Here is a 15012-nt window from a genome sequence, read left to right as displayed (position 1 = left end):
TTTTGAATGAATCCACCTTGGATTGTGAGCTTCAAAAGGGTCTTATTAATTATAAGTAAACAATATATTGCCTTCTTTATCTAGAATATTAAATGTTATCGTATAAGAATCTGAAATGGGCTCCTCTATCACATCGACGAAAACATGCTTTTTATTAATTTCTACATTATTTTGAAATACCTTTTCCCCTTCATCAGTACTATGTATTTTATACGCTACATGTTTAGCACCTGAGTGATGAAATATCCCACCCCATATAACATTAAATGAATCACCAGATTTTTCCTCGATTGAATTTAGCGTGATAAATTCCGACTTCTTGCCAAGCTCTATCGGAATCATCTGATCACCACTTGTGACCAAATTATAACGATCTAATCCATTTTTTTCATAGGAGCTTTGACAAATAATAAATTCTCCTTTTTCATTCTTGGTCAAAAATAATACAATTCCAATATCATCATTCTGGTACAAAATTTCCGGTTTATCAAATTTACCATACACACTATCACTTATTGCCTCTTGCAAGGTATTGGATGAACATCCAACTAAGCATATGATACCAAACAGCATTATTATAAGTAACCTCTTCATTTTCGCCTCCCTGATATCAGGGTACCGTTCCCCCCACCCTTCTCGTATTGAAGAATTAAATAGATCACTATTGTAATAGGAATAACAAATCCCATTCATGATTAATACTACAATGTAAATCCATAGAGTGGGATCTTATCCATTAGTTGGAAGGTATAATATATTCCATTAACATAGTGAAAATTTGACATTCGTCCAACCTTTAGCAAAAAACCTTTCTAATAAAGTTGGAAATCAATATAGTTTCTTGTGGGATAATAAAATAATAGTTCTCTTCTATATAAGACGAATATGGACGTGAAAAGGTTTCAAATAATTGGAAAATATTTATATTAATAGTCCGAAAGTATCATTTCTCATTAATGTCATCTAGCTAATTGGCAAAATCTTTTTAGTAAACCGTCCATAATCTTCAACTTCGTATCAAATCCTCTGGAGTGTCATTTCAATTATACCAATATTTACTTCTGGAATAGCCATTAAATCTGGAGAGGAAATAAAAATAATCTATTTTTTTCAGCCAAGCTTGTTTGGATAATGCCTTCATAAATGATTTAAATGGGGTTGCCTTTCTTTCTCGAACTATCCAATCCCTATTTCTTTCAACCTCATCATACCGACTTCAATCGATGTTTCCACGTAACCAATAATCTGTTGGAAGGTAAATACATTTAATGCTGCTTCCAGATCTTCTTGAGGATAATGGATATCTTCAATAAGATAAGGAATAAATTTCTCTACATCCGCTACCTTAACCTCCTCTAGGTCATGAATGGATGTTAGCTGAAAGTCCTTTAAAATAGTTGTATCAATCTGATAATAATGCAGTAATTTACCATTCAAAACCTTAAAATCATGGTGATATCTCTCCAAAAGGGTTTTATCTTGATCCATTCGATTTTTCAACCAACCTTGGTAAAAACCTTTTACCCAAATATAATCTGCAATAAGGTGGGTATAATACCCCAGTATATAGTCACTTTGTTGGGGATATTTTTCTAGAAAAGCGTTAAAATCGATCGAGGTTGTGTAATCATCCTCATTACCCTTATAAAAATGTGACCTTGTTTTTGGGTAGACGGCATCAGGTGCAATTCCACCGATTAGAAATGCATGCTTATCCATTATGGTAGATTGTCTAGCGATTTGAGTAGCTACGATTAAGTGCATAATTCGTGACCCCATTAGTCATTCTCCTTCTCTTTTTGAAACGTTATTAAAACAGGCTCTCTTGGGAATGGTTTAGATTTCAGCATGTGCATGGCATAAGGACTTGTAGTATCAAATTCTCCTTCAAGGAAACGGTAGCCATGTAATTGAGAATAATAGATTTGTTTTTCCAAAAGTATAGAGAGTATGTCTATCTCTGATAAATCACTTGCCCCAGACCATCCTAATTCAACAGTCCCTTGCTGGTCTGATTTATGTAGAAATGAATATGCTAATATTCCATCTCCCTTTTCATTGAGATAAACATAGCTTCCATCCAGCAATATATCCTCAGCCCAAATCATTTCCTTCCATTTATCTAACGTTAAATCAGCTACGGGATTTACAAAATGGGTTTCTTCATAGTTACGTTTTACTAGTTTTGTTAGCTGAGTGATAATGTCTGGCCTTGTTTCTAGTTCTCTTAATGATTTTATTCGTTGAAGAGCTACGGGAAGCATTCCTTGCGATGACACTGATAAATCCAATGATGGCAAATAGGTTTTTCTGATGATTTTTAAATTAAGCCTGCTAAAATAGTTGCCCAAAATGGAATTCTCATCTAAGGATATTTGTAAAGGATAATCTCCCTTACTAAGGCTACCTTCCATTTCGGCAAGTAACCTATCAAGACAATCTAAATATTCAGGTAGGGCAATACACCGAAAGTAAGTACAGTATGGATGAAAAATACTTTTCCATGAAGTAATTAACCCAATCATCTTCTCTTTTCGTAGAGCAATAAATGAACCTTTACTAGTACTACGATTGCCTTCTACTAAATTTAGAAGACTTAATTCCCCATTGGCTTGAATTATAAGTTCTCTTAGTTCCTCTTTATATGAATTATTGTATTTTTTTATAATGATTTCCATTATCTCTCCTTAGCTGATCCAGCCTTAATTTAATGCTTTCTGTAGAGCTTGGATCGCTTGTTTAACCTCGTGAACATTTTCTTTATTGTTCATATGATTTCTTGCATGAAGAAGAACGGGTCTCACTGATTCTACGGAACGGCCGAATTCATACATCCATTTATATCTTGGTACCATCCAAGTGTGAAAATGATGGGTAGTATCTTCATTATAGAAGTAATAGACATTCTCGATTCCTAAAATTTCACGCTGTGCTCTCCTAATCCTAGTTAGTAAATGAATATAATCAAGCTGTTCTTCCTCGGACATTTCATCCATAGTGGTAAAATGACGCTTGGATGCTAATATGACTAACCCTTTAATTGGGTATGCGACATCCTGATGAGCGTGAAAAAATTCAGTTTCCACCACTACTCCCCCATCAGGTTGGACTGCACCACTTACAATTTCACAGCTTAGACATTCTACTTCTACGGTTTCACCATTAGACAATTTTATGATTCTTACCATTTGTTAGTCCCTTTCTTCGTTATTACGAATTATTTTCTCTTTCCAGAAACAATATGCCAATGCAAATGTTTCGATTCTTGATACTCTCCTAAATTTGTAATTACCCGACATGCACCATATTTCTTCTCAACTTCTGCTGCTACCTTTTGGATTACCTCTATTAATTCGAATAAAATAGCCTGATCCTCTAATTCAATATTCGTTAAAGAAGGAATATGCTTTTTGGGAATAGCGACAATATGAACATCATATGCAGGTCGAGTGTGATAATAAGCTAAAACATTTTCAGTTTCGTGCACTTTTTCTACTAAAGTATTTCCGCTAAGTACTTCGTCACAATAAAAGTCGTTAGTCAATATAATGTCCCCCTATTAAAATGATTTTAAAATATTATAATATTTAGGATACGATAAAATGGAATTTAAAGCAAAAAACATCTTTTGGAGGGATATTATTGATCAAATGGGAATACCTAGTTGAGACTTGGACTCTATCAATCAACACTGCAGACCGCGAAGAGTTTGAACAAGAATTAAATGAATACGGAAGAGATGGGTGGGAATTGGTTACCATCATTCCAAACGTAGGAGATTATAACGATAGTATTTCTATTGCATGTAACCAATTAGTTTTTAAAAGAAAAGTTGAATAGCGGATAGTAAATATAGTAGGGTAGGCTCATTTATCAAAACTAGCTTTAACTAGGAATAAATAAGGTTTAATAGGAGTCTATAATTTTGACTCCTACTTGTCCTTAGTATATATGGTAGAATAATAGGCTTCTAGTGTTCCTTATTACTGGAAACAAATGCTTCTTCCATTAAAATTCCTATGAAAGGTCTAATGTGGATAAATATAAAGCCAACTCCCTTATTCGTCTATCTGTCTCATCCATTATTTGACTAATTTCCTCTGTTGTCGAATAGAAGGTATCCCCGTTTATGATATTGTCAGATAAATTTAATAGTCCAATTGCTCTTCTCTTAAAGTATTTAGCGATGGCAAAGGTAGTTGCTGTTTCCATATCGACGCCAAAATGGCCGTCCTCGGACCAGTCTTTTACAATTTCTGCTGTTTCCATGTACATGGCACTCGTTGAGAAAACAGAACCTGTCACATATTGGTACCCCTTCCTCTCACAGAAACCTATAGCGGCTTCTATTAGATCATGATCTGCATATACCATTGTATCCCCTGGAGAATACCACTGGGATACACCATCTTCCATATATGCACCTGTGACGATTAAAATATCTCCATAGTTTACATCATGAGATAATCCGCCGAAATAGCCCGTTTGAATGAACTTCTCCGTCCCTAATGTTCCAAAGAGATGGGCAGTAATAGCCGCAGATGGTCCACCAAACACATTAGAAAAACCTACTTTTCTCTCATGATGATCCCCTATTACTGTATTCCATTCAGGTAGCCATTGATCATTAGCTAAGATATTTTTCCATAGTAATAGATTTTCATGATGCTCCCATTCTCCATGTAAAATAAACGTTTCAGGAATATATTTTTCCTCTATGTTTAATGATTTCTTCCAGTCCTCTTTCGTAAAGTCCCCATATAGTTTCATTTGTCTGTCATTCTCCTTTAATTGCGCATAGTCTAGCATATGTTTGTAGTTTTCATGCCAATTCTTATAGTAGCTTTTTACATCACATGGTTTAATGAACGCCCTTCTACTAGATTCATACCTTGCCTTAAATGTATAAATAACATGTATATCCATACGTAGAACACTTGATAACCGGCTACTGGATATGGACTCAAGCCATCCCAGTTAGGGTTCTCTCGATGGTTTACCTCAATAGCACCTAAATAGAAACAGTCTCCCTCGACATATCCCTCTTCCATCACTTCACGTTTAAAGGCATCCTCCGGGGTCTCACCTGGCATTACATGTCCACCTGGAAAATCCCACCCCCGATTGTCTAAATCAACTAGCATTACCTTTCCCTCATGAAAGCAAAAACCATGTGCACTAGTCACTAACTCTCGCGGAGCTTGAAAATCTCGTAGCCAAGTTAGTTTAACTGTTGAATTGCCCCAATCTACATAAATGGACTCCATACTACCCGCTCCTAATTATTCTTTACGACATAGGTGATGGCTTTCGTTCTCAGCAATATCTCACGTTCACCTCGAGTAATCTTATACTCTAATTGCTTCACAAGACTTTTTAATACGGTCCATCCTTTATAGTTATTTTCTAAAATATGATTCATTTGCTCAGTGGAAAGATTCACTTCCACTCTTACATCTAGTTTTTCACTAGTTTCCACATCAATTTCTTCAAGGTCAGAGTTAATAATAATACAATTAATCCCTCCAGACTTAGTTCCAGCTGCCATGTCTTTTAATACCGTATGCAGTGCGAGTTCAGTTTCTACATGCTCTAGGCTTGAAACAGCTACAATGAAATCAAACGCACTTTTCTTAATGTAATAACTTTCAATCGTGGATTTGATTGGTTCAATAAGCGTCGAAACATGAAATTGTTTAGCATAAGCTCTTAACTTTTCCGTTGCCGAATCTAACAAATCAACACAAACAACCTTGCCTAATACATCCGCCTCTCGAATCCATTCCGCGATTGGAATACTATTACGTCCTACCCCACTACCTAAATCAAGAACATTCACCATCTTATAGCTAGCAAACAATGGCAATAATTCAACAACTGTACTGACTGGTTTATGCAACCAAGATCCATCTTCAAATAAAGTATAGTTGTCATAACAAAAATCGTGATAAGCTTTTTCCTCTTTACGTATATGGTCAATTCGATTCATTATGCATTTCCTCTTCTATGTATTATTTTCTTCCTCTATCTATTTATTTCGACAATTATATCCCATTTCCTGCAGTAAAGTTCCAATAAGTTAGAGCTGTTTTCGAAGATTGCCCACACCTATCCTCCCTTCCAGAAATACACTGCTATAGGGGAAGAAGGGAGGTTTAACTATGAGAAAGTACGAACTTTTTACCCTGATAAGCTTGGTGATTATTATTACCATCCCCATTCTGCTTCACTTTTTTTATACGCCACAGGAAACAACTCATAAAGCTCAAAACTCCGAAATAGCGGAAAAAGAAAATAATGTAGAAGGAAGTGAAAGCAAGAATAAGGAAGATGCTGCTAAAAACAGTGATAAAGAAAATTTAGATAAGGATAACAAACAAGATGATAAAAGTGATGATATTCAATGGGGTGTTGATTCTGCAACGTATACCGACAATGATTTCCTCGGTTGTGTTATTGACAACTATGGAAAACCAACTATATGGGGACGCTATCTTGGAGACAAAGAAGGTGTTTCCGCTGGCTTAGACAGTAATGAAGTAAAACTTTTGCATGAATCTAATATTAAAATCCTTATCATTTATAACCATGTAGAAGACGCAACTGGTCATGATAACGGAGTGGAACATGCGAAAAATGCTATCGCTATGGCAAATAAGCTTGGTGTACCAAAAGGTGTGGCTATTTTTTTAGATATTGAACCAAATTATCCAGTTGATGCAGAATTCATACAAGGCTGGTATACAACACTAGCAGACTCAAGCTATCAACCGGCAGTATACGGAGTTTTTGATAAAGATAGTGATCTATTAAAAGCTTACAATTCCATGGATAAGGAAAGACAAGAGAATACTATTGTATGGACAGCCTATCCTCAAGCAGAAATCACCACAAAGGAAGACGCTCCAAAATATGATCCACAAGGACCAGAAAATTCCAAACTCTACGGCTGGCAATACGGAATCGAAGGAAAAACCTGCAATATTGACACAAACCTATTTATCGGAAATATACTCGAAGTTCTATGGTAGTCGGAGTGGGCTTGTGCCCACTCTTTTTCTTTTTCATGTGAACCAGACTTAGTCTAAGACTAGTTCCTTAATCACTCACCTTGTTTTTTTGCAAGGTGGGCGGGCAGGCGTAGTTATATGCTTTGATTTTTTTATTAATCTCTTTAATTAGTAATCGTCTATCTCTACCTTCTAACCCCATCAACCCTTCCTTCAATCTATCAATCTCATTGGCAAGTTCAACCCATTTTGGAAGAACATGATTATCCTTTAAGGTTCTATACAGCTGTGCCTCTGATGGGTTTAGAAAGCTAGGTCCGAGATCAAGTGGTTTTCCTTTTCCAGGGAGGTTATCAAAATCACCGGCTGCTTCTGAACGTTTAACAATCTCTGTTAAATGGTCTGTATACGAAATAGGAGCATCCTGCTCATACTTTTTCTTCCTCCACTCTGGCTTTAATAAAGAGAGTACGTATGCATCATTATGTTGATTATGTTGATAAAGATAGCCTTGGAGAATTCCTTCTTCTTTAAACCCCGCCTTTTTTAATAGTCCATTGGACGCATCGTTCGCCGGATAAGTAATTGCCCCGATACGATAAATATCTAACTCTATGAAGCAATATTCTAAAACCCTAGTAAGCGCTTCTGTTAAAATTCCTTTTCTCCAATATTCTGGATGAAGTTCAAATCCTATTTCAGCCCTTTTCATACCAGGAACATAATTATGTATACCAATAGTTCCAATCAATTGATCATCCTCTTTCAAAGCAATGCCCCATCGCATCCCACGACCCTCTTCAAAAATGAATTGAAAGTGATCAATTATTGCTTCTGCTTCCTCTAACGATTTCAAGCTATTACGACCGTAATATTTGGTGACTTCATCGTTAGAGAGAATATCGTAAATATCGTTTGCAAATTCTTGATGAATTTCTATTAATCTCAATCTAGCGGTATAAAGAACAGGAAATTTCTTCATATACCTCAGCTCCCTTATTTTTATTCCGATATAAATGATTCTTTCTAATTCCAATAATCCGGATCGCCCATCCGCAGCTCTTCCACCATATCATCTAAGTCCATTGGGGTTATCAAAAATATCGGGTAATCCTTATTCGCCTTTTTTGCTTCTTCATAAAAAAACCGATTACTACCTGGATATTCTTCATCGATTAAAATTAGGCAACCATCGCTCTTTTCCACCAACCATTTATTTTTGGCGCGAAATTGAAATGGTCCCTTATATTCACCTTTGTACAAGGGCTGGTAAAAATCCACTACCATCGTCAGTTCCTCGTATTTAAATTTTAAATCCTCCGGCCAACGCTCATCCTGATTTTCAAAAGGTGGGATGAGAGCAATTTGAATATCATACTGCTCCTTTAATTCCAATGCTACCTCAGCTGTCCATAGCTCCACTCCCATTTGCCCAGAAAGAAGAATCCATTCCAATCCCTCCTCAATGAATCCGATTAATCGTTTTTTAATCGCTGCCTTTATAATAGCAATCTTAGGATCATTTTCTTTAAAAATATTTATTTCCCTTGGCTTATACCCAGTAACAGATAGTACCTTCATTGGGAATTGCACATCCTTTTTCAAGAATAACTAATACATACATTATCCCATACTTTTATAAAACTTTATCCCCAAATATCATTTTTTATGATGGAAACAGCAATGAAAAAGAGCCGACTCCATAGTCGACTCTTTTTCAAGGAAGTTATCCTCCTAGCATTGGATTTACACCTGTAGGGCCGAATCCCATGCCTGGACCCATCATTCCCCCAGGGCCCATCCCCGGACCCATCATTCCTGCAGTTCCAGGTGCTACACCCATTCCTGGACCTATTCCAGGACCCATCATTCCTGGTCCTACTCCTGGTCCCATTACTCCTGGACTAGATGGAACTTCAAACGCTCCTCCGAATGAATTAGAACTATCAACTGTATTCACAACAGATGTGGAGTGTGGGAATACATGTTGGTTATGAATATGATGATGATTCATTACAGTTGTATGGGAAGGATGGATATGCTCAACAAATTCTTCGGTGCAATTTTGTACGACATTACATATAGTTGGGTGAACAATGGTTTTCTTACATCCACAATGTGGACCACAACGATGTCTCATATGGTTTCCCCTTTCTTGTGATAAGTTCACTATTAACCTATGACAAGTGACGGATACTTGTATCAGACACTAACCTATTTTAAGGAAATTCGCTGAGATTTTTATTTCGCTTTTCTTCTGATGCTCCAGATTGCCCAAACACCAAAAATTCCCAAACAGCTAACAAATGTCCAAAATCCTGTTACCATCCACTCAGGAAAAACCCTATTAAATTCTTTCTCCAATTCCACATCTTTGGTTGGAGACATACCTTGGCCTAAAATATCAAAATCATTTTCAACGGATTGTACAGCTATGGTCCTATCACAAATACCAGTCGACAAATAATTGTCAGAATCAGATAATAACTGTTCACTTGCATAGACTAAATATTCCTCACCTACTTGAAAGTCAATTCCGCAATCCCCACCTCCGAGTCCTGTCTGAATAATGATTTGTGATTGATTAGCACCTTTCCAATTCTCCAATACATCAAATAGAACCCTTTTAGAATTGCTAGTATCTTTTGTTCCGATAACCACTCCTCGAAAAACAGCCATAGACTGCATGAACTCACCTTCAACAGATTGCTTTTCCGCACATGAGCATGCTGAACTAGTAACTGGAATAGACAATACTATTACCGTAACAAGGATTAAAATAGTATATAAACGAATCATTTTCATCAATGTTCCCCTCTTTAACTATGACGAAACTATTACGAAAAATGATTCAAAAAAAGATGGTATTAGTCGTTGACCGAATACCATCTTAAACCTTAATAATGTGCTAGTAAGCCCTTACTCATTGCATAGCGTTCACAACGTAAGAAAATAAATAGTCCTATCCCAAAGTAAAATATTCCATTGAACACTAAAATAGAAATATCACCAACACCAAATTCGGTAATAGTAGTCCCATTGATCATGACCTCTCTTACCATGTCAACTCCCTTTACAAATGGAAAAAATGCTAAGAATGGAGCTACCGATAATGGCACAAAGGTTAAACCTGCTAGTAAGAATTGCAAAATTTGTAAGAATGCCTGTATTTGCTTAATAATCATGGTGAAGCCTGCAATAATTAAGCCCAAGCCAAACATACTAATTAACGTTAAAATTAGTATTGGTAAAATTGATAGTACATCAATGTTTAACCACTGACCAGCTGTAAACATACTTAAATATAAAAGCCCAATAATTATTATAAACTCAACGATTGTAGTAGATAAAAGCCTTGAAAGCATAATCCTCCATATCCCCATTGGTGACATGCCTAATTGCTCTAATGTTCCTTGTGTTGCTTCGTTTGTAATCTGCCAACCAATATCGTTTACGACAAGCATCGCTAAAAACCAGAAAATATAATTAACAATGACATACTGGATATTTGCATCTTGTGTTGTAGGATCTCCAATTAGTGAAATTCCAAAAAACATCCCAATGAAAATGACATAAAAGGTTACAAGCATTGCAATCGTATTCGGTAAGTACCGTTTCAATAAGATAAATTCTCTTCGAATATTGGCACTAAGCACGTTCAGAAACCGCATCCTGTGTCTCTCCCTTCACTATCTTCATAAACACTTGTTCAAAATTGATTGTCTTTCTGTCAATTGTATCCACTGGAATCTGTTCTAGCTTCAGTACATCAAATAGTTCATAAATGTCTTGAGATTGTGTTAACTCGACCTCTAATGTAGATTGGAAGGTATCAGGTGTATAAACTAGAAGAGGGAATTTTTCTAAGAGCAGATGATGCTGTTCCTCGCTCAAGTGCCCATCAAGTTTAATTACATATGCCCTTACTTCAAATAGTTTCATCAGATTTTCGACACGATCATTGGTTACAACTTTTCCACTATTAATGATCACAGTACGCTCACATAAATCCTGAATAACATCCATATCATGTGAGGTAATAATAATTGTCCTCTTTTGCTCCCTCACAATTTCACGGAGTAATTCACGAACCTCATATCCTGTTTCTATATCTAAACCAAGTGTCGGTTCATCTAGTAAAATAACTTCACTTCCTGCAAGCATCGCTACCGCAATTGCCAATTTTTGCTGCATTCCTCGTGATAGACGATTAACCATTTCATTTTCTTTATCCTTCAAACGAAACTGGTGTAACAATTCCTCAATTTGACTAGTGACCTCTTTTCTTGATTTCCCACGATTACCAGCAAAATACTCCATATTCTCTCGAACGGTTAGCCGCCAATATAAATTCCTATTTCCTTCTAGAACAGCACTAATATGCTCCTGAGCACGAAGTCTTTTTGACTGATTATCAATTCCATTGATCGTAATAGCTCCACTATCAGGAACAACTAAGCCACAGATCATCTTAATTGTGGTGGTCTTTCCTGCCCCGTTCGGCCCCAGAAGACCTAAGATTTCCCCTTTATTTACTGTAAATGAAATATCATTTACTGCTGTTATGTATTCTTTTGTTTTCCGCTTTTTGTATGACTTTTTAAGGTTTTTCACCTCGACTATTTTTACAGCCATTTCTCTCATCCCTTCTCATTTTCTAATCATAGTGTACCTTTTATCAATTTTTCATTCTACAGCCCTTAGTTTGAAAAAGTTTCAGTCTAGAGACGGAGAAAACAGATAATTTAAAAAAGAATGGCAAAACATTGCCATTCTGAAATAGGAAATCATTATTAAATTAAACCAAGACCCTTCCCATAAAAAATTAAGTCTTCATATGGATGATCACCTTCTATTTCAAAGGCCATACAAATAGCCGGCTCGGTCTTTATTCCATCTGACTTCAGCTTTATAATGTTTTCTCTCTTTTCCGGATACTGCTGTAATAGCCTATGTTCAATTACCATATGAAGATAAGCATATTGTTCTTCTACAGCTTGAGCTTGACCAAATAATTCGAAGGCAAAGCCTTGAAAGGAGAAATTTGCTTTTATTACTTTTCTACCACGAATCCTCTTTTCTTTAATCCGAAATTGATTTTTATCTCCGAAGTAGACTATTAAGGCTATTTTAAATTGCTCGAAGTCATGAACTTCCATGATAATATCTACATCCGATTGCAACGTATAAATATTGATTGGAAATGTTCCACAAACAAACGGATTATAAATGGCCAATTTTCTTATTACATCTAGCTCGATAATTGCCGTATATACTCCTTTTTGTACATCATTTCCCGTCCTTAATGCTTCTAAGGAATCAAACATAATTATCTCCTTTAAAATTGCACACTTATCCTCTGAAATTCGTGGATACCTGTTCCATGTCGAATAACATCTTTTTCACGAAGATCCTGAATTAACGACTGTACCTCAAGTAAAATACTTGGATCAAGTCCTAGTTCATTATGCGAACCAAAAACGCGCTGAACCTGTAATAAGGAAATACGCTCCAAGGAGTTCACTAATGCTTCTGGGTCAGTTGTAGGATAAAATGCGTAGATTGGCGTCCCAGTATAAAGTAAATCTCCAGTAAATAAATACTCACGGTCATTGTCTAAAATGCAAATGTGACCTGGCGAATGCCCTGGTGTATGAAAAATGGTGAGTAGCCTATCACCCAAATCAATTAAGTCACCGTCTGATAATAAAGCAGTTGGTATTCCAGTAAAAGGTGTGTAAGTATGCGGATGAAAGCTACTAGGAGTAGGTTTTGTTATATCACGTCCAATATCTTTTCTTATCTGTTCGATACTTAAGCCCTTAATCCCATTGATAAGCCAATCCTCCTCGGCTTCATGAACAAGAATCGTATCGTATTCCCTATGACTTCCAATATGATCAGCATGAACATGTGTGGTAATTACCACAATAGGCAAATCCGTTAACTGATCCGTTATTTGCTTCATATTATCTATTCCTAATCCTGTATCAATTAAAGCTGCTTTCTCGTTTCCAATTAACAAAAATGAATGCACTTTTTCCCAATGACCATATTCACTAATTGCATAGGTTGTTGAATCAATCTCCTCGACAGTGAACCACGGATGGTGAATTTCTACCATAACAATTCCCCTTTACTTATTGTTTTCATTTTGTTCCCGTAAAATATCACGAATTTCTACCAATAACTTTTCTTTTGGATCTACTTTAGGTTCTTCTGTTTCTTCTTCCTTCTTTTTATGCCTAAACTTTTCTAATACACGAATAAAAATAAAAATAGATAAAGCAATTACAAAGAAATCAAATACAGACTGTATAAATATTCCATATTGGATAGCTACACCGCGAATCGTCCATACTGCATTGCTGAAATCAATTCCATTAAATAGGATTCCAACAAGAGGAGTTATAATATTTCCCACCAAGGAATTAACTATAGCACTAAAAGCTGTTCCTATCACTACAGCAACAGCTAAATCTAGTACATTTCCCTTCATTGCAAATGTCTTAAACTCTTCCCAAAATTTTTTCATACTACCAATCCCTTTTCATCAGTATAGTTCTCATAATAGGTTAACCTATTAATGGAATCAATTAAAAAATGGCATAAAAGTAAAAAGACAGTCTAAAGACTGCCTTCTTAAGGTTTTACATATCATGGTGTGGATTATGATTTTGACGGGAATGATTTTTATTCTTTACTTTTTTTGAGCCGTCTAATCCTTCTCCATAAGGCATTTCTGGCCCTAAAGGAAGATTCGGCTGTTTTTGTTGTTTTGGTCCTTTTGGTCTACTCATTATGTCCCTCCTTTCAGGTATGTTGTTAGTGTTGTGTGGTCAGGAAAATTTATTCATTCGCAGTTAGCAATACATTTTGAATTGGTTACATGATGCTACACCCTTCCCTTATATCAAAATATAGCTATTTCTATAATGATATTTACCATTAATATACGACTCGACTCGCACCTACTAAAAAAAGTAGTAGCTATCAAATGATAGCTACTACCAATAAATGTTGGAGTTATAAATGGTTAGTCGGACCCTATCTATTGATTTAAGTTAAAGCTGCAAGAAGCGCAATCAATAGGATAATCGGTGTAAAGATAACGAACCATACGAATAGCAATACAAATGCTGCTAGCATCTACAAACACCTCCTATAGCTTTACTATGAGGCCTCACATTAATACATTATGTAACTCTTTTCATTCAGTTTGGACGAAATAACTTCTCTATTAAAAAATGGTTATATTCAATAGGTTTGATAACCTATTAACTTTACTTCTAGTAGGCAAGCATATATTTAATATTAAAAATAGACTTACACACTTACCAATGGAGACCTTTATACGTACCAATGTAAAGAAAGTACTGTTAACAAAGGTGGTGATTTTCATGAAGCAGATTTCCTTTAAAAATACCGCTGCCGGAAAATATCGTCGGGCAAAGGCTAACCAGATCGATTCCACTGAGGAGGATACTATCCAACCGAAAGGAAAACCAATGACAAGTCCAATTTTATCGAAAATGAACAACAATAATCAGGGAAAGCCTCTAGATAACCTATTTGAGCAAATTCGTATAGAATGGCAGAACAAAGATATTAATTCTGATTTTTCGGATAAAATCCAGAGCATTATCAATCTAATAAATTCAGAGAAAGGAAAGGAATTTACAAAAAAGGTACTTCATTCTACAAGAAATTTGCTTAAAAAAATACCTATTAAAGGAGTGTTAAATGCGATGAAGAATGGTAACCTAAATGACCTATTTAAAAATTTAGGGGAAAATGGCGATGTGAATGATTTATTTAAGAAGATGATGAATAACCCTGAAATGAAGCAAACAGCCATGGAGATGATGCAGGAAGTGATGAGTGATGAAAAGAAACTAGCTGAGATGACAGAAATAATGTCTAAACTAATGAAGGATAACAAGTAACTATTTCAATCAATTTAAATAGAAATAATAGAAACACACTAGCAAGTACTACCTCC

21 protein-coding genes are annotated in these 15012 nt (G+C 35.8%); 3 read left to right on the top strand and 18 right to left on the bottom strand.

The features are described 5' to 3' along the window. Positions 1-45 precede the first annotated feature (45 nt). From KI338_RS00900 to KI338_RS00880, 5 genes are all read right to left on the bottom strand, one after another. Positions 46-594 (bottom strand): hypothetical protein, encoded by a 549-nt coding sequence (locus tag KI338_RS00900; protein ID WP_212919100.1) that lies wholly within the window; start codon positions 592-594, stop codon positions 46-48. 582 nt (positions 595-1176) lie between these two features. Next, entirely contained in the window at positions 1177-1779 is a 603-nt protein-coding gene (locus KI338_RS00895) for a zinc dependent phospholipase C family protein (RefSeq protein WP_212919099.1), read from the bottom strand. Further along, entirely contained in the window at positions 1779-2678 is a 900-nt protein-coding gene (locus KI338_RS00890; protein WP_212919098.1) for a hypothetical protein, read from the bottom strand. Before KI338_RS00890 ends, KI338_RS00895 begins: the two co-directional genes overlap by 1 nt. Before the next feature lie 24 nt (positions 2679-2702). Further along, positions 2703-3188, bottom strand: a complete 486-nt coding sequence (locus KI338_RS00885; protein ID WP_212919097.1) for an HIT family protein — start codon at positions 3186-3188, stop codon at positions 2703-2705. Positions 3189-3217: 29 nt separating this feature from the next. Further along, the gene (locus KI338_RS00880; RefSeq protein ID WP_212919096.1) at positions 3218-3544 is read right to left on the bottom strand and encodes an HIT domain-containing protein; all 327 of its coding nucleotides are present in this window, start codon (positions 3542-3544) and stop codon (positions 3218-3220) included. Between the two features lie 98 nt (positions 3545-3642). Here KI338_RS00880 and KI338_RS00875 point away from each other — a divergent pair, with 98 nt between their 5' ends. Next, entirely contained in the window at positions 3643-3840 is a 198-nt protein-coding gene (locus tag KI338_RS00875; protein WP_212919095.1) for a DUF4177 domain-containing protein, read from the top strand. A 177-nt stretch (positions 3841-4017) separates the two neighbouring features. On the opposite strand, the gene KI338_RS00870 is transcribed toward KI338_RS00875, so the two are convergent. From KI338_RS00870 to KI338_RS00860, 3 genes are read right to left on the bottom strand one after another with little or no spacing between them, the layout of a single operon-like run. Continuing rightward, positions 4018-4926, bottom strand: coding sequence for a nucleoside phosphorylase (locus KI338_RS00870; protein WP_306345288.1), 909 nt, complete (start codon positions 4924-4926; stop codon positions 4018-4020). After that, positions 4848-5267: an NUDIX domain-containing protein gene (locus KI338_RS00865; RefSeq protein ID WP_306345287.1), complete on the bottom strand. Its 420-nt coding sequence runs from the start codon at positions 5265-5267 to the stop codon at positions 4848-4850. The genes KI338_RS00870 and KI338_RS00865 overlap by 79 nt, the downstream gene beginning before the upstream one ends. Positions 5268-5278: 11 nt before the next feature. Further along, the gene (locus KI338_RS00860; protein ID WP_212919094.1) at positions 5279-5989 is read right to left on the bottom strand and encodes a class I SAM-dependent methyltransferase; all 711 of its coding nucleotides are present in this window, start codon (positions 5987-5989) and stop codon (positions 5279-5281) included. Between the two features lie 172 nt (positions 5990-6161). Here KI338_RS00860 and KI338_RS00855 point away from each other — a divergent pair, with 172 nt between their 5' ends. Then, the gene (locus KI338_RS00855) at positions 6162-7031 is read left to right on the top strand and encodes a glycoside hydrolase domain-containing protein (RefSeq protein ID WP_212919093.1); all 870 of its coding nucleotides are present in this window, start codon (positions 6162-6164) and stop codon (positions 7029-7031) included. A gap of 67 nt (positions 7032-7098) precedes the next feature. Here KI338_RS00855 and KI338_RS17875 read toward each other — a convergent pair whose 3' ends face one another. From KI338_RS17875 to KI338_RS00805, 10 genes are all read right to left on the bottom strand, one after another. Next, positions 7099-7992, bottom strand: coding sequence for a GNAT family N-acetyltransferase (locus KI338_RS17875; RefSeq protein WP_212919092.1), 894 nt, complete (start codon positions 7990-7992; stop codon positions 7099-7101). 44 nt (positions 7993-8036) lie between these two features. Beyond that, positions 8037-8591: an SLOG family protein gene (locus KI338_RS00845; RefSeq protein ID WP_212919091.1), complete on the bottom strand. Its 555-nt coding sequence runs from the start codon at positions 8589-8591 to the stop codon at positions 8037-8039. 145 nt (positions 8592-8736) lie between these two features. Continuing rightward, positions 8737-9150: a CotD family spore coat protein gene (locus tag KI338_RS00840; RefSeq protein WP_212919090.1), complete on the bottom strand. Its 414-nt coding sequence runs from the start codon at positions 9148-9150 to the stop codon at positions 8737-8739. Positions 9151-9251: 101 nt separating this feature from the next. Further along, positions 9252-9815 (bottom strand): hypothetical protein, encoded by a 564-nt coding sequence (locus tag KI338_RS00835; RefSeq protein ID WP_212919089.1) that lies wholly within the window; start codon positions 9813-9815, stop codon positions 9252-9254. Positions 9816-9907: 92 nt separating this feature from the next. After that, the gene (locus tag KI338_RS00830) at positions 9908-10681 is read right to left on the bottom strand and encodes an ABC transporter permease (protein WP_212919088.1); all 774 of its coding nucleotides are present in this window, start codon (positions 10679-10681) and stop codon (positions 9908-9910) included. After that, positions 10659-11645 carry an ABC transporter ATP-binding protein gene (locus KI338_RS00825; protein ID WP_212919087.1) on the bottom strand — a complete coding sequence of 329 codons (987 nt, stop codon included), beginning with the start codon at positions 11643-11645 and terminating at the stop codon, positions 10659-10661. Before KI338_RS00825 ends, KI338_RS00830 begins: the two co-directional genes overlap by 23 nt. 158 nt (positions 11646-11803) lie before the next feature. Further along, the gene (locus KI338_RS00820; RefSeq protein ID WP_212919086.1) at positions 11804-12337 is read right to left on the bottom strand and encodes a DUF4269 domain-containing protein; all 534 of its coding nucleotides are present in this window, start codon (positions 12335-12337) and stop codon (positions 11804-11806) included. Positions 12338-12348: 11 nt separating this feature from the next. Then, positions 12349-13134: an MBL fold metallo-hydrolase gene (locus KI338_RS00815; protein WP_212919085.1), complete on the bottom strand. Its 786-nt coding sequence runs from the start codon at positions 13132-13134 to the stop codon at positions 12349-12351. A gap of 12 nt (positions 13135-13146) precedes the next feature. Then, positions 13147-13545 (bottom strand): large conductance mechanosensitive channel protein MscL, encoded by a 399-nt coding sequence (gene mscL, locus KI338_RS00810; protein ID WP_212919084.1) that lies wholly within the window; start codon positions 13543-13545, stop codon positions 13147-13149. A gap of 115 nt (positions 13546-13660) precedes the next feature. Beyond that, positions 13661-13810: a small acid-soluble spore protein P gene (locus KI338_RS00805; protein WP_212919083.1), complete on the bottom strand. Its 150-nt coding sequence runs from the start codon at positions 13808-13810 to the stop codon at positions 13661-13663. Positions 13811-14410: 600 nt separating this feature from the next. On the opposite strand from KI338_RS00805, the gene KI338_RS00800 reads away from it, so the two are divergent. Then, positions 14411-14956, top strand: a complete 546-nt coding sequence (locus KI338_RS00800; RefSeq protein ID WP_212919082.1) for a hypothetical protein — start codon at positions 14411-14413, stop codon at positions 14954-14956. The last annotated feature ends 56 nt before the right edge of the window (positions 14957-15012 follow it).

This window comes from Ornithinibacillus bavariensis, from assembly GCF_018333235.1.
In the GTDB taxonomy this organism is placed as follows: domain Bacteria; phylum Bacillota; class Bacilli; order Bacillales; family Amphibacillaceae; genus Ornithinibacillus; species Ornithinibacillus bavariensis.
Note: the sequence above shows the minus strand (reverse complement) of the source record. Positions and strands in the feature narration are given on the sequence as shown.

Coding starts and splice junctions, on each gene's coding strand:
- KI338_RS00865 (WP_306345287.1), bottom strand. CDS start 5,267: ATGGAGTCCATTTATGTAGATTGGGGCAATTCAACAGTTAAACTAACT.
- mscL (WP_212919084.1), bottom strand. CDS start 13,545: ATGAAAAAATTTTGGGAAGAGTTTAAGACATTTGCAATGAAGGGAAAT.
- KI338_RS00835 (WP_212919089.1), bottom strand. CDS start 9,815: ATGAAAATGATTCGTTTATATACTATTTTAATCCTTGTTACGGTAATA.
- KI338_RS00885 (WP_212919097.1), bottom strand. CDS start 3,188: ATGGTAAGAATCATAAAATTGTCTAATGGTGAAACCGTAGAAGTAGAA.
- KI338_RS00840 (WP_212919090.1), bottom strand. CDS start 9,150: ATGAGACATCGTTGTGGTCCACATTGTGGATGTAAGAAAACCATTGTT.
- KI338_RS00900 (WP_212919100.1), bottom strand. CDS start 594: ATGAAGAGGTTACTTATAATAATGCTGTTTGGTATCATATGCTTAGTT.
- KI338_RS00860 (WP_212919094.1), bottom strand. CDS start 5,989: ATGAATCGAATTGACCATATACGTAAAGAGGAAAAAGCTTATCACGAT.
- KI338_RS17875 (WP_212919092.1), bottom strand. CDS start 7,992: ATGAAGAAATTTCCTGTTCTTTATACCGCTAGATTGAGATTAATAGAA.
- KI338_RS00825 (WP_212919087.1), bottom strand. CDS start 11,645: ATGGCTGTAAAAATAGTCGAGGTGAAAAACCTTAAAAAGTCATACAAA.
- KI338_RS00805 (WP_212919083.1), bottom strand. CDS start 13,810: ATGAGTAGACCAAAAGGACCAAAACAACAAAAACAGCCGAATCTTCCT.
- KI338_RS00815 (WP_212919085.1), bottom strand. CDS start 13,134: ATGGTAGAAATTCACCATCCGTGGTTCACTGTCGAGGAGATTGATTCA.
- KI338_RS00800 (WP_212919082.1), top strand. CDS start 14,411: ATGAAGCAGATTTCCTTTAAAAATACCGCTGCCGGAAAATATCGTCGG.
- KI338_RS00855 (WP_212919093.1), top strand. CDS start 6,162: ATGAGAAAGTACGAACTTTTTACCCTGATAAGCTTGGTGATTATTATT.
- KI338_RS00820 (WP_212919086.1), bottom strand. CDS start 12,337: ATGTTTGATTCCTTAGAAGCATTAAGGACGGGAAATGATGTACAAAAA.
- KI338_RS00895 (WP_212919099.1), bottom strand. CDS start 1,779: ATGGGGTCACGAATTATGCACTTAATCGTAGCTACTCAAATCGCTAGA.
- KI338_RS00845 (WP_212919091.1), bottom strand. CDS start 8,591: ATGAAGGTACTATCTGTTACTGGGTATAAGCCAAGGGAAATAAATATT.
- KI338_RS00890 (WP_212919098.1), bottom strand. CDS start 2,678: ATGGAAATCATTATAAAAAAATACAATAATTCATATAAAGAGGAACTA.
- KI338_RS00870 (WP_306345288.1), bottom strand. CDS start 4,926: ATGGATATACATGTTATTTATACATTTAAGGCAAGGTATGAATCTAGT.
- KI338_RS00830 (WP_212919088.1), bottom strand. CDS start 10,681: ATGCGGTTTCTGAACGTGCTTAGTGCCAATATTCGAAGAGAATTTATC.